This window comes from Cupriavidus sp. FW305-46 (assembly GCF_058787075.1).
The window spans coordinates 1-12,265 of record NZ_JBYSZI010000108.1; the positions used below are offsets into that span (position 1 = coordinate 1).

Sequence of the window (12,265 nt, forward strand, 5' to 3'; positions counted from 1 at the left end):
GGGGGGGGGGGGGCACGGCCCTATTGTTCGCGGACATAGGCGACGGCATTCTTATCCTCGTGCACTTTTCGCCAGCCCGGCAAGCCATGGATCAGCTTTGATGCAGGACTTGAGGGTTCCAGAACGGCCCACCGGATCTTGTATTCCTGGATCAGGGCCTGCAGGATCTTGGCATCCCCAGAATAGGCTGCCATATACCTTCGCACGAAGTCGTCGCCGTAGAGGTCGGCGCGGCCGTCGATGAGCGGCGCAATTCCTGAGAATATGAGGTAGCCGCCGAAGTTGTAGCTATTGAAGACCGGCCCGGTGCCACCTGCCGCCATGGCCGCGTTGACGGCTTCACGGGGCTGTATCCGGCCCTGGTTGTGCTGGATGCCATTGGCAAGGAAGGCGATGCTGCCCATGAACAGTGCCATACACAATGCGGTAATGGTTCGAATACTCCGTAGTGACAGGCGCGGCTTGATTTCCGGACGGATGGCTGCGCGTAGCTGGGGGCCGACGCTGGGCATCAGCAACAGCGGGGCCAGCAGTCCCAGCAGCTCGGCATAGCGCGCGAAGGTCAGGGCAAGATGAATCAGCCCGAAGCACATCAGGATCCGGGTCGCAGGCAAACGGAACCCGAAGTAGAGCGCACCGAACAGCACAAAGGCAAGCCACAGCTCGATTGGCTGGATCAAGCGGAAATCCGGTGCCTTCCATTCGCTGATGATGCTGAGCGAATAACTCATGCCGGATACGTGGAAGGGGAAGAGCAGGCCGTCCACGCCGTTTGGCGTCAACAGGCCCGCCATGACGGTCAGTGCCAGGAACGGTGCCCATGCCTGCGCGCTCCGGCATGGGTGTCCTTCAGTCAGGATGGCCTCCACGGCCAGCGCGCCGGCCAGCCCGATACCGAGAAGGAAGCTGCCATGCATGTTGGCCCAGGCCAACATGACGACCGGCAGCCACAGGCTGGGTCGCTTGCCTTGCTCGCGCGCCAGCACAAGGTGGGCGGCCCAGATCACCATCAGCGGCCAGGCCAGCGCATGGGGGCGGGCGAGCAGATGCTGGGCCAGCGTGAGGAAGGCCAGGAGTGTCCCGGCGAACGCATGTAGTGGTTCGATATGGCGCAGCAGGAACCGCAACAGTACGGTCAGCGTGACGGCGGTCGCCAGCGCGGTGACCAGCACCGGCCCGGCCCAGCCGAGCCAGGCATGGGATGCGCCAAGGATGACTTCCGCCAGCCATTCATGCGGAACCCATTTTGCGCCGTGAAAAGAGAACGAGAACGGATCGGTCGCCGGCACTGCATGGTTGGCAAGGATCCATTTGCCGGTGGCGATGTGCCAGAGCGTGTCGGCATCCACCAGCAAGCGGCCACCGATAAATGAGAGGATCGAGAACAGGCTGAGTCCGAAGAGGGCGACCCAGAACCACTGCTTCGTGGCGAACTGCTGGAGCAGGCTTTCCCTGCTGGTCGTCTCCACCCAGGTCGGGTTGATTTTCATGGCGTCTCGCGGTGGCTGTAGTGGTTACCCATCCGGATCTGGTAGGAAAGGCACGCGGCTGGCCCGGCGCCGCAGGGGCGCAGTTGCCGGACTGTCGCAATAACCGCGCCATTGACGAAGGTGCCCTTGTTTCCCGGGGGAGAGGGCGCAGCCTGGGTGCGCGCCTTGCCGAGCTGGAGACAACATGCCCGTGCTCCCGTTTCCACTACGAATCGTGCTTAATTCTTTGAAGCTCGCGGTTGCCTGCGAGGCAGCGCGCACGTGCGGCCATCCCCTGCGCCAAAAGTATGAGTCGGAGCGCGCGGGACACAGTGCATTTGGTGGAGGCCGATGCGCAATGCCGCCGCTGAGTCCTCCGCGCGGGAGGAGTCGCAGGGAGTAAGCAGCCCGATGGACAACGTTTCAGCGGGGAAACGCGCGCTGTCGCCGCGGACTGGCTGCGCCCCGGTCAATGCCGGGAGAACCGGAATGGCACGCGGGATTGCGGTCGAATCGGGTCGTGATTCAGTTTGGATACGCTCGCACCAGCCGGATTTCAGCGCCCCCGCCGAGGGCCTTGGTACTGCTTGTACATCGGTGGGCGCCTGACCAGAATGGAGCCAGTACATCGATGCATCGCCGCTGCATTGCCAAGAAGAAATCAGGCCGGCGCTGCCACAGAACATCAGGGGGATGGGGAGCGATGAGCCTGGATCATAGCCCGGCAGCAACGCCGGGGTCAGTGATGCCGCGGCATTGGCTGGACCTGGAGCGTCTCAGGGCCTACAGCGTTGCCGTGCTGATCATCTATGGTGCCTTGATCGTGGCATGGGCATTCAAAACGAGGGGCTTCACCACGGATTCGCTGGGTCGCCCTGGCGTGGATTTCTCGGCCTTCTGGAGTGCGTCGTATCTGGTCATGAAGGGTCAGGCTGCCAAGGTCTATGACTACGAGACGCTGCGGCACGTCATAGCGGCGTTCGGTGCAGTCCGGGGCGAGGGGAAGTTTTTTCTGCCATGGGTCTACCCGCCGACCTTCCTGCTGTTCGTGATACCGCTGTCCTTGTTGCCGTTTGCAGCGAGCTATCTGCTTTTCATCGGCAGCACGGCGGTTGTGTACATCACCGCGGTACTCAGGATCCTGGCCTTTCCCGGTGTGCCGCGCCACGTGGTGTGGCTGCCCGTGCTGGCTTTTCCCGGAATCCATGAGGCCGCCTTGATCGGGCAGAACTCGTTACTGACGGCCGGCATGGCGGCATGGGCGCTGATCCAGTTGAGAACCCGGCCGGTGCTGGCGGGCGTGCTGATTGGCTTGCTGAGCGTGAAGCCGCAGCTGGCGGCGTTGCTCCCCGTGGCATTGGTGGTGGACCGCGCATGGAAGGCATTCTTTACCGCTGCGGCAACCGCAGCTGCGATTGCTGCCTGCAGCATTGCCCTTTGGGGATGGGAAACCGTACCCGCGTTCCTGGAAAGCGGCACGCTCTTCAGGCAGATCGTGCTTGAGCAGGGCGAGATTGGATGGCGCCATTGTCCGACCGTCTTCGCCATGATGCGCCGGGCCGGGGCGTCGGTGATGGTCGCGTACCTGGCCCAGGGGCTGGGCGCGGTGTTTGCGATCTGGGTGCTGGTCAGAGTCTGGCGCGGCCGGAGTTCGACTGCACTGCGTATTGCCGCGCTGGCGACGTCCACCGTGATGGTAAGCCCCTACCTCTGGTACTACGAACTAACCTGGTTGGGATTGGCGATCGCAGGCCTGGCAGTCGAGGGTGTGAAGCACGGCTGGATGAAAGGGGAGCGGGAACTGCTGGTGGTGGCATGGCTGCTGCCATTTGCCCTGAGCATGAATCAGGCGGGTCATCTGCCACCTGCCGGGCCGCTGGTGACACTGCTGATGCTGATGGCAATCCTGCGCAGGGCCCGGACCGGGGAGCGGTTCGCACCAGGCGAATAACAAGGCGCATGAATGCGCAATCACGACGGTGTGTGCACAAGCCACCCCGTCTCGGGAGGGGATCATGTCGGGTCCGTACGGTGCCAGGCTGCTGTCTCTGGTTGTACCTTGCTACAACGAGTCAGAGAGCATCAGCAAATTCTTCGCCAGCGTCATTCCAGTGCTCGAATCCATCGAAGCGATCCGCTTCGAGATCGTGCTGGTGAACGACGGCAGCTCGGACGACACGCTGGACAAGCTCATTGCATATTCGCGCCGGGATGCACGGGTGCGAGTCGTGGACCTGACGCGGAATTTTGGCAAGGAAGCTGCCTTGACTGCGGGACTCGACGAAGCCCTTGGCGACGCGGTGATTCCCATGGACGCTGATTTGCAGGACCCGCCCTCACTGATCCCTGAGCTGGTCATGCGCTGGCGGGAAGGGGCAGAGGTGGTGCTTGCCCAGCGCAGCAGCCGCGTATGCGACTCCTGGCTCAAGCGCGTGACCGCGGGCGCCTACTACCGCATCCATAACAAGATGTCCGACCAGAAGCTGCCCGTGAACGTCGGGGATTTCCGCCTGATGGACCGGGTGGTGATCAATGCGCTCAAGCAGATGCCGGAACGACGCCGCTTCATGAAGGGGTTGTTCGCGTGGGTGGGCTACAAGACCGCGATCGTCCGCTATGAGCGCGAGTCGCGCAGTGCCGGGCATTCCAAGTTCTCGGGCTGGCGTCTGTGGAACCTCGCGCTCGAGGGCATTACCAGCTTCAGCACCATCCCGCTGCGCAGCTGGACGTACATCGGAATCCTGATTGCGCTTGGCGCGTTCTGCTACGGCACCTTCATCGTGGCACGTACCCTGATCCTCGGTATTGATGTCCCTGGCTATGCGTCGCTGCTTTCGGTACTCCTGTTCCTGGGAGGCATCCAGCTGATCGGGTTGGGCGTGGTCGGCGAGTATGTCGGCCGCATCTATGATGAAGCCAAGGGACGGCCGATCTATCTGGTGCGGCGCCGTTACCAGGAAACCGGCCAGGACAAGCTCATCGCCTCGGGAAGGCGTGTGATCCGGATCGACCGCGGGCATGTGAGCAGTGGCCGCTGATGCGTGGCCGGCCTGGCCGCGGGACGATGCCTAATCCCGATACGTCCAAGCCCGGTGCGCAAGGTAGGTGAAGACCGGCACCGTCAGGACCACGCCTGCCAAACCCGCCCAATAGCTGGCTCCCAGATATTGGGCCGTCCATGAAATGCCCATGGTCAGCCCCAGCCCAAGCAGCGATACGCCGGCGAAGCGGCCCAGGGTCCGGTTGCGCAGCCGCGACGAGAAGCTCCACAAGGTGTTGAGAAGGTAGGAGCAGGCGGTCGCGCACACGAAGGCCACGCAATTCGCCGCGACCGGTGAGGTCGCCAGCGTGGTGACCAGCGTCGCGGTGATGGCGACATGCACGCCCGTCGAGGTGGCGCCCGATACCAGGAAGCGCGTGACCCGGCGAAGTTCGGGCGCGGTGTTGCTGGCGTTCACGATGCGCGCACTACAGCCATCAGCGAAATGCCAAACGGCAGCGATCCGCGTGCCAGCCAATGGCGTTCCGTTCTGAACAGGCGGTGCAATGCCTGGTTGACGGATGGGGGCGGGAGACCCGCTCCCGTTGCCTTCCGGCTGCCGCTCAGCCGGTCGCTGATGCGGGCCGCCACAGCAAGCGGGAACAGCAGCGTGTTGAAATAGGACATCCGTTCCACGCGCATGCCGCACCGGCTGGCGAGCGCATGCAGCGACCGCTTGCCATAGCGGCGCTGGTGATGCAGGAAGACGTCGTGGGAACTCCATAGCCACTGGTAGGCGGGCACGGTAATGAGTGCAGCGCCGCCGGCTTTCAGCATCCTTGCGGTGCAGTCCAGTGCCCCGGCATCGTCGGCGATGTGTTCCAGGCAATCGAGCAGGCAGACCAGGTCGAAGCTGTGTTCCGGGAACGGCATGTCGTCGGGGCACCGGCCACTGCGGATGTCGTAGGCCCCCAGGGTCTTCTCCCGCGCCATCCGCAGGGCGGTGCCATCCATTTCCACGGCGCTGACGTTGCCGAACCGTGACAGCATCTCAAGGTTTCCGCCGGTGCCCGCGCCGATCTCCAGGATCGACGCGTCGCGCGGCAACGCCAGGCCGGACAGGATCGTGCCGACGATTTCGCGCCGCCCCCGGAACCACCAGTGGCAGGCTTCGGTTTCGGCCATTTCAAGGTAGGCATCAGGTGACATCGGTCGGTTCCTCCGTGATGGATCGGCTAGCCCTGCACGCAGATCAACCCCAGATCCCCCTTCTTCACCTGCAGCTTGTAATCCCGCATCAGCCTGAATAGCGTCACCCGCGAAATCCCCAGCTCTGCCGCCACGTCGATCAGCCGTTCATGATGCCGCTGCAGCGCCTCGACGATCGCGGTCTGCTCGGCCGCTTCGCGGATGGCCGCGAGCGTGAGCGGGCGGTCGTCGGCTGGGGTGGCCAGCTCCAGGTCGTCGGGCTGGATCACGCCGTCTTCGCACATGGCGGCGGCGTGGCGGATGCGGTTGATCAGCTCGCGCACGTTGCCGGGCCAGTTGTGCTGCTGGATCGCGCGCAGCGCCATCGGCGAGAAGCCGCGGATGCGTGCCGGCGACTGCTTGCGCACGTTGTCCAGCACGTGTTCGGCGATCAGCAGGATGTCGCTGCCGCGTTCGCGCAGCGGTGGCTGGCGCACGCGCAGCACGCACAGCCGGTGGTAGAGGTCGCCGCGGAAGCGTTCGGCGGCGATCGCGGCTTCCAGGTCGACGTGGGTGGCCGAGATGATGCGCACATCGACCTCCACCGATTCGGTGCCGCCCAGCCGCTCGATGCGGCCGGTTTCCAGGAAGCGCAGCAGGCTGGTCTGGCTTTCGATCGGCATGTCGCCGATTTCATCCAGGAACAGGGTGCCGCCCTGTGCCATCTCGATGCGGCCGGGCTTGCGCTTGGTCGCGCCGGTGAAGGCGCCGCGCTCATAGCCGAACAGCTCTGACATCAGCAGCGTGGGCGGGATCGCCGCGCAGTTGACCGCGACGAAGGGGCGCGAGGCCCGCTCCGAGGCGCGGTGGATGGCATGAGCGGCCAGTTCCTTGCCGGTGCCGGACTCGCCGGAGATCAGCACGGGCGTGTCCCAGCGCGACACCTTCTCTATACCGCGGAAGAGCGATTGCATGGCCGGGCAGCTGCCGATCATGCCGTCTGGGCGTGCGGTGCCGGGGCGGGCATGCTGGGCGCCCGGGCGCAGTTGCGCCATGCCGAGCGCGTGGCCGAGCGATTCCGCCAGGCGGGAGTGCTCGACCGGTGCGGTGTAATAGTCGACGAAGTACAGGCCCAGCAGCCGGCGCGCGGATTCGGTCAGGGACTCTTGGCCGGCGATGATGCCGATCCAGCCGATATGCGGCAGCGAGAGCCAGGGCTCGAACGATTCCAGGTCGGCATCGCTGAAGCCGCCTTGCAGGTCGAGCATCGCCGCAAGCGGCTGGTTGCCCGGGGGCAGCGCGTGGAGATCTTGCAGGTTGGAGGCGAAACTGATCTTCCAGCCACGCTGTGCGAGCATCCTGCAGAGCATGGCGTCGTGGTGCTGCGACAGGTACAGCAGCGGGCGGTTGGTGTACGCGCTCATAGAATTTCCCCGGATCTTTGTTTTTACAAAGCCGGCGGCCTGCTGTCGCGGGTCACTGGCTTCGTTGGCTCTAAGGCTCGCGCCTGCCACAACATGTCAATGCCGCGGCCTGGCGCTCTCCCTAAAAGTTGCTGCCGGCGGCGCTGCGCTGCGCGGGCCGGTGGGCCCGTTTTCGCCGCCGCCGCGACCTCACCTCCCTGGTATCGGTCGCGGCGGCTGCCGCTTCGCATCGCCTGCATGGCAGGCTGTTGCTTCACCCCGTTTCTTGTCCGGATGCGCCGGCTCGGCCGATGCGTCCGCTTGTTGTCTGCGTGCTGCCCCGTTTATCCGTGGCATGCCGCATAGTCCAGGTACCACGGGCCGCTTTTCGTCCGCTTGCGGCCCGTGTTCCTGAACGACCTCCGCTAATCTTGTCGACGACCCCTGCAACCTGGCCAGCCGATGCGGGCCAGTTCCTGCCGCGTGGCCCACGCTTACAGCGCCAGTCCGAATCCGCCCTGGGATGCGGGGTCGTCCTGAAACTGATCTTCGGCGAACGCGTGCCAGTGTGTTGCCGCTTCGGTTTCAGACATCCCCCTGTTCCGGGCTTCTGTTCGCGCGGACATATGTGCGACGAACGTGCCAGATATGGCTAATTCTTTGATAACAAAAGGAAAAAGAAATTTTCGGCTGGCTTTGAGCCGCTGCTGGCGATCAATAACGTTCCGCTTTTGATACATCCGGCGGGATTTTTATATTGCGGCGCAGCATTTGGTGGGCGGGCGATGAGACACAGGGATCACAGTGCCGGGCAAATGGGTGCCGGAAAACCTACTTTTCACCGGCAATGCCCATCCGAAGGAGGGAGAGCAAAATTTCAAACGGACAGGCGTCAGGGCTCGAATGCAGCACGCGAATGAAGCTGCCAGGTAGTTTCATTTCCGTTACAACGTTTTGAACTCTGTACCTCGGTAGCCACCCCGGCGTCCCGCGGTTGTCTTCAGCCTTTTGGCGCCGCGCACGCGGTTGCGGGCGCGGTTGGGTGGACGGAATCGACGCGTTGACAAGCGTTTGCACGATGCGGCGCCGGGCTGGCCCGGCCGTATCTCATCTCTTTGGATGGGGCGGGTAGATTTTTCACGGACGCTGGCACGGTGTGCCAACTGGTTGCATTCGTGAAACCCGGACGGCTCTGGCAAGGGCGCGGCACGCGCGTACGGCAAGCCATCGGAAGGCTTGCGGCATCCGCCAAGCCCTTGATTTCACTGGTCTAGACGAAAATGATTCGTATTGCCAACATCTGCGCCTCAAACAATTTCATGCATGAAACCGCTTGGCGGGCGTGTTGCCGTCGGCGCCAGGGTGGACGTGGCCGGCTTCCTGCCGGACCTGTTCCTCCAGCCAGGCATGGAACTGCTGGATGGCCTTCTCGCGCGGATTGCCTTCGCGCCAGGTGACCCAGTAATGGAGGCTGGACGGGATGCGGGTGGGCCCGATCTGCACCAGTTCGCCGCTGGCCAGGTAATCGTGCGCCAGCTGGGCGCGCGCAGTGGCTACGCCGAGCCCGGCGACGGCGGATTGCAGCATCAGGCCGGCATCCTGGAAGATCGGGCCGCGTTCGGGCTCGTCGCCTGGCAGGCCGGCGGCTTCGAGCCAGTCGCGCCAGGGGCGCAGCGCAAAGCGCAGCATCGGCATGCGCGGCACGTCGGCCAGCGTGAAGCCGGGGTAGCGCGCCAGCAGCGCCGGGCTGGCCACCGCGATCACATGGTCCTCGATCAGGTTGTGGCATTCAAAACCGGGCAGGTCGATGCGCTGGTGCCAGATGCCGACATCGACGCTGTACGGGTCGGGCGGCGTGATCTCCGCATGCAGCCGCAGGTGCAGGTCCAGCGACGGCACCTGGGCGTGCAGGCTGGGCAGGCGCCGGATCAGCCAGGCATTGGCCAGGTCGGCCATCACGCTGACCTGCAGCCGTGTTACCGGCGGCGCGGCGCTGTTGCCGGCCTCGCGCAGCGCGCTTTCGATGCTGTCGAGCGCGCCGCGCACCTGTTCCGCCAGCCGCGCGCCCACGCTGGTGGGGGTCATCTGGCTGCCGGTGCGCTGGAACAGCTTGGTGCCCAGGCTGGTCTCGAGCGCGCGGATATGGTGGCTGATGGCGCTGTGCGTCAGGGCCAGTTCCTCGGCCGCGCGCGAGAAGCTGCGGTGGCGCGTGGCAGCCTCGAGCGCACGCAGCGCTTGCAGCGGCGGCAGGTGGACGGGGCGTTGGGCGGGTTTGGCGGGGGATTTGGCCATGGCCGTCAAATTCTACTCACAATTGCCGCGGGTATCTTTCGTTGGCTTTGGTTTGCCGGAGGAACGACAATTCGGGCCATCATGACGACTACGACTTCAAACTTGTCTTCCGCGCCCTCGCAAGCGCGATTTGCCCTTGGCGCTGCTGCCGGCGCCCGCTGGCGCGTGCTGGCGGTATTCTCGCTGGGCTTCCTGGTGTCCTATCTGTTCCGCGGCGTCAACCTGGGCTTTGCGCCGCACCTGACGCGCGAGCTCGGGCTCAATGCCGGCGACCTGGGCCTGCTCACCAGCTTCTACTTCCTTGGCTTTGCCTGCGCCCAGTTGCCGGCGGGCATCCTGCTGGACCGCTACGGCCCGCGCCGCACCGAGGCCGTGATGCTGCTGGTGGCGGTGGCCGGTTCGATGGTGTTCGCGCTGGCGCCCGGCATGGCCGGGCTGGCCGCCGGCCGGCTGCTGATCGGGGTGGGCGTGTCGGTGTGCCTGGGCGCCACCATCCAGGCGCTGTCGATGTGGTTCCCGCTGTCACGCATGCCCTTGCTCAACGGCGTGGTGATGGCCATCGGCGGCCTGGGCGCGGTGCTGGTCGGCGCGCCGCTGTCGTGGCTGCTGTCACTGACTGACTGGCGCACGGTCAGCATGGGGCTGACCTGCATATCGCTGGCGATGGCGGTGCTGCTGTGGTTCGGCGTGCCCGACAAGCCGCGCGCCGGCAAGGAAAGCCTGCGCGAACAACTGCGCGGCACGCGCCAGATCCTGTCCAGCGAACGTTTCTGGCGCGTGGTGCCGCTGACACTGCTCAACCAGGGCGTGTTCATGGCGGTGCAGACGCTATGGGTGGGTGCGTTCCTGCGCGACGTGCCCGGCTTCGATCCGGCCAGCAGCGCACAACTGGTCTCGGTGATCGGCTTCGCGATGATGGCAGGCTGCGTCGGCGCGGGCTGGGCTGCGCGTCACCTGGAGCGTGTCGGCGTAAGCCTGTATGCCTTTGCCGGCACTGGCATGACCGCCTTTATCGTGGTCCAGCTGCTGCTGATGGCGCAGGTCCCGCTGCCGCCGGTGCTGCTGTGGGTGGCTTATGGCGTGTTCGGCTCCAGCGGCATCCTGACCTATGCGGTGCTGGCGCGCAGCTTTCCGGATGCGCTGATCGGAAGGGCTACCACGGCGCTGACGCTGACTGTGTTCCTGTCCACCTTTGCCTGCCAGATGGGTGTGGGGCTGGTGTTGGATCTGTGGCCCTCCACGGCCGGGCACTATCCTAAGGCTGCACACCTGACGGCGTGGGGCGGACTGGTGGCGCTGCAAATATTTGCGGCCGTGTGGTACCTGATGGGTGCGCGCCGCCCCCGCTCCCGACCTTAATCCCCTTCGCGTGATCGTCCCCCGGTTGGCGGCTTATCCCAATCCCATGGAAGGGTTCGGCACGCTCAGTAAACGCCTGGCAACGCGCGGAATCGTACTTTTTCGCGATACCGACAGTATTCGGGGTCGTCGGACAGTAGCTTTTCCTCGCGATTTATCCGTACAGCCTGCAGCGCGTACAGCCCGGCATAGACAAGCAAGTTCTGCAGCCCGAAGTTTGTGAGCAAGAAGCCGACGTCGGCGATGAGGTAGCCAAGGTAGATCGGATGTCGCACGAATCGATAAGCCCCGCTCGACACGATTCCGCGATTGGCAGGCAGTATTCCGAACGAGAACCGGAGCGAGATCTTTGCGTAGATTTGCCAGGTGATTCCTATGGCCTGGAGGCCAGCGCCAAGTAATTCCGGTACCAGGTGCTGCCCTGGCGCCAGCTGAATTGCGAGGAAATAGTATGTGGCGCCTAGCGAGCAGATGACGGTGACCGGATTCCAGTCTCGTCGCTTCGGAATCCGGACAAACAGGGACAGGCCAAGGGTCAGGCAGTTTGCCAACACGAGCAGCAGCAAGGTGATTCGCGTCGGGTCCGCGAGCCAGTGCCGGATTGCCGCGTACGCGAACGCTGCAAACATGATGGCGGTGGTACTTCTGAGACTAGCCTCCAAGAGGAATTCTCGAAGTTCTGTTCTGGGCGCAAGGCCCCCTTGGGCCTTGTCCGCTGGGCATTCTGGCATGGCTTCCCCTTGTTTTGGTGGAGTCTTGGCGCTCCGCCTCACTGGCTGTCGTGCAGCTGTTGGCCAAGCGTAGCCTGTGAACGCCAGACGTCATATCGGGCAAAAGTATGTTTCGCCAATGAAAACCGCTCATTGCCTGGTCGATGGCGCAGGCCAAGGGGAAGGCCAGATGGAAATCGACAACGAGCTTGCGGATCGCTATCTGGCCGTCACATCGTTCGCCATTGCGATTGGGCCAAACCTGGCGATGTGAACAGCCCCTAGAGAAAAACCGGACGGTCGTCCAGCTCGTTCGGGTTGTGCCCGCCGTCGGAAGGGAAGTGCGTGGCCAGCAGTGCATGGATGCTCGCCACCGTGGCCAGCACCGGCCCTACCGACAGGTCCTGCCTGAGCCCCAGCACCAGTTCGTCGCACAGCTCACGCCAGGTGGCGGGCCCCACGCAGGCGTCGATGCCGCGGTCGGCCAGCAGCTCGACCGCATGGTCGGCCAGGTTGATATAGAGCAGCACGCCGGTATGGTCCGCGGTGTTCCAGACCTCGAGCGCGCCAAACAGGAAGCGGGCGCGCTCGCGCGGCGTGACGCCGGCCCAGGCATCGCCCACCGGCAGGCTGGCTTCGATCACCACGCGGATCTCGCCGCGGTGGCTGGCTTCGCCGGCATGCACGGCTGCATGCAGCTGCTGCTGGGCTTCGGCCGGAAAGTGCTTGCGGGCTGCGCTGGCCGTGGTGGCGATATGGTGCAGGGCACGTCGGAGATTCGGCATTGTCTTCGTTCCTTGTGCTGTCACCAGTTGCCCGAGGCGCCGCCGCCGTCGAAGCCGCCGCCGCCCCCGCCACCAAAAC

11 protein-coding genes are annotated in these 12,265 nt (G+C 64.4%); 4 read left to right on the forward strand and 7 right to left on the reverse strand.

From position 1 onward, the window contains the following. Positions 1-20: 20 nt before the first annotated feature. Entirely contained in the window at positions 21-1,490 is a 1,470-nt protein-coding gene (locus AC3WON_RS30150; RefSeq protein ID WP_492317515.1) for a hypothetical protein, read from the reverse strand. Between the two features lie 682 nt (positions 1,491-2,172). Here AC3WON_RS30150 and AC3WON_RS30155 point away from each other — a divergent pair. Beyond that, positions 2,173-3,420, forward strand: coding sequence for a glycosyltransferase family 87 protein (locus AC3WON_RS30155; RefSeq protein ID WP_492317514.1), 1,248 nt, complete (start codon positions 2,173-2,175; stop codon positions 3,418-3,420). A 64-nt stretch (positions 3,421-3,484) separates the two neighbouring features. Beyond that, positions 3,485-4,507 carry a glycosyltransferase family 2 protein gene (locus AC3WON_RS30160; protein ID WP_492353379.1) on the forward strand — a complete coding sequence of 341 codons (1,023 nt, stop codon included), beginning with the start codon at positions 3,485-3,487 and terminating at the stop codon, positions 4,505-4,507. Between the two features lie 30 nt (positions 4,508-4,537). On the opposite strand, the gene AC3WON_RS30165 is transcribed toward AC3WON_RS30160, so the two are convergent. The 4 genes from AC3WON_RS30165 to AC3WON_RS30180 all read right to left on the reverse strand — a co-directional run bounded on the left by AC3WON_RS30165 (position 4,538) and on the right by AC3WON_RS30180 (position 9,332). After that, positions 4,538-4,927 carry a GtrA family protein gene (locus tag AC3WON_RS30165; RefSeq protein WP_492353380.1) on the reverse strand — a complete coding sequence of 130 codons (390 nt, stop codon included), beginning with the start codon at positions 4,925-4,927 and terminating at the stop codon, positions 4,538-4,540. Beyond that, complete coding sequence (locus AC3WON_RS30170) at positions 4,924-5,658, reverse strand: class I SAM-dependent methyltransferase (protein ID WP_492353381.1); 735 nt, start codon at positions 5,656-5,658, stop codon at positions 4,924-4,926. The genes AC3WON_RS30165 and AC3WON_RS30170 overlap by 4 nt, the downstream gene beginning before the upstream one ends. A 26-nt stretch (positions 5,659-5,684) precedes the next feature. Then, positions 5,685-7,061 carry a sigma-54 dependent transcriptional regulator gene (locus AC3WON_RS30175; protein ID WP_439671369.1) on the reverse strand — a complete coding sequence of 459 codons (1,377 nt, stop codon included), beginning with the start codon at positions 7,059-7,061 and terminating at the stop codon, positions 5,685-5,687. A 1,296-nt stretch (positions 7,062-8,357) separates the two neighbouring features. Further along, the gene (locus AC3WON_RS30180) at positions 8,358-9,332 is read right to left on the reverse strand and encodes a LysR substrate-binding domain-containing protein (RefSeq protein WP_439671370.1); all 975 of its coding nucleotides are present in this window, start codon (positions 9,330-9,332) and stop codon (positions 8,358-8,360) included. An 81-nt stretch (positions 9,333-9,413) separates the two neighbouring features. Between AC3WON_RS30180 and AC3WON_RS30185 the strand changes: the two genes are divergently transcribed. Further along, complete coding sequence (locus tag AC3WON_RS30185; protein ID WP_492353382.1) at positions 9,414-10,691, forward strand: MFS transporter; 1,278 nt, start codon at positions 9,414-9,416, stop codon at positions 10,689-10,691. A 65-nt stretch (positions 10,692-10,756) separates the two neighbouring features. On the opposite strand, the gene AC3WON_RS30190 is transcribed toward AC3WON_RS30185, so the two are convergent. Further along, positions 10,757-11,422, reverse strand: coding sequence for a methyltransferase family protein (locus AC3WON_RS30190; protein ID WP_492317508.1), 666 nt, complete (start codon positions 11,420-11,422; stop codon positions 10,757-10,759). 76 nt (positions 11,423-11,498) lie between these two features. Between AC3WON_RS30190 and AC3WON_RS30195 the strand changes: the two genes are divergently transcribed. Next, a complete protein-coding gene (locus AC3WON_RS30195; RefSeq protein ID WP_492353383.1) occupies positions 11,499-11,675 on the forward strand; it encodes a hypothetical protein in 177 nt (58 codons plus the stop codon). Between the two features lie 7 nt (positions 11,676-11,682). Here AC3WON_RS30195 and AC3WON_RS30200 read toward each other — a convergent pair whose 3' ends face one another. Next, positions 11,683-12,186: a TPM domain-containing protein gene (locus AC3WON_RS30200; protein WP_492353384.1), complete on the reverse strand. Its 504-nt coding sequence runs from the start codon at positions 12,184-12,186 to the stop codon at positions 11,683-11,685. Between the last annotated feature and the right edge of the window lie 79 nt (positions 12,187-12,265).

What these genes read in the sequence shown, in the direction of transcription:
- AC3WON_RS30150 (WP_492317515.1), bottom strand. Translation starts at nt 1,490, where the DNA reads ATGAAAATCAACCCGACCTGGGTGGAGACGACCAGCAGGGAAAGCCTG.
- AC3WON_RS30155 (WP_492317514.1), top strand. Translation starts at nt 2,173, where the DNA reads ATGAGCCTGGATCATAGCCCGGCAGCAACGCCGGGGTCAGTGATGCCG.
- AC3WON_RS30160 (WP_492353379.1), top strand. Translation starts at nt 3,485, where the DNA reads ATGTCGGGTCCGTACGGTGCCAGGCTGCTGTCTCTGGTTGTACCTTGC.
- AC3WON_RS30170 (WP_492353381.1), bottom strand. Translation starts at nt 5,658, where the DNA reads ATGTCACCTGATGCCTACCTTGAAATGGCCGAAACCGAAGCCTGCCAC.
- AC3WON_RS30175 (WP_439671369.1), bottom strand. Translation starts at nt 7,061, where the DNA reads ATGAGCGCGTACACCAACCGCCCGCTGCTGTACCTGTCGCAGCACCAC.
- AC3WON_RS30180 (WP_439671370.1), bottom strand. Translation starts at nt 9,332, where the DNA reads ATGGCCAAATCCCCCGCCAAACCCGCCCAACGCCCCGTCCACCTGCCG.
- AC3WON_RS30185 (WP_492353382.1), top strand. Translation starts at nt 9,414, where the DNA reads ATGACGACTACGACTTCAAACTTGTCTTCCGCGCCCTCGCAAGCGCGA.
- AC3WON_RS30190 (WP_492317508.1), bottom strand. Translation starts at nt 11,422, where the DNA reads ATGCCAGAATGCCCAGCGGACAAGGCCCAAGGGGGCCTTGCGCCCAGA.
- AC3WON_RS30200 (WP_492353384.1), bottom strand. Translation starts at nt 12,186, where the DNA reads ATGCCGAATCTCCGACGTGCCCTGCACCATATCGCCACCACGGCCAGC.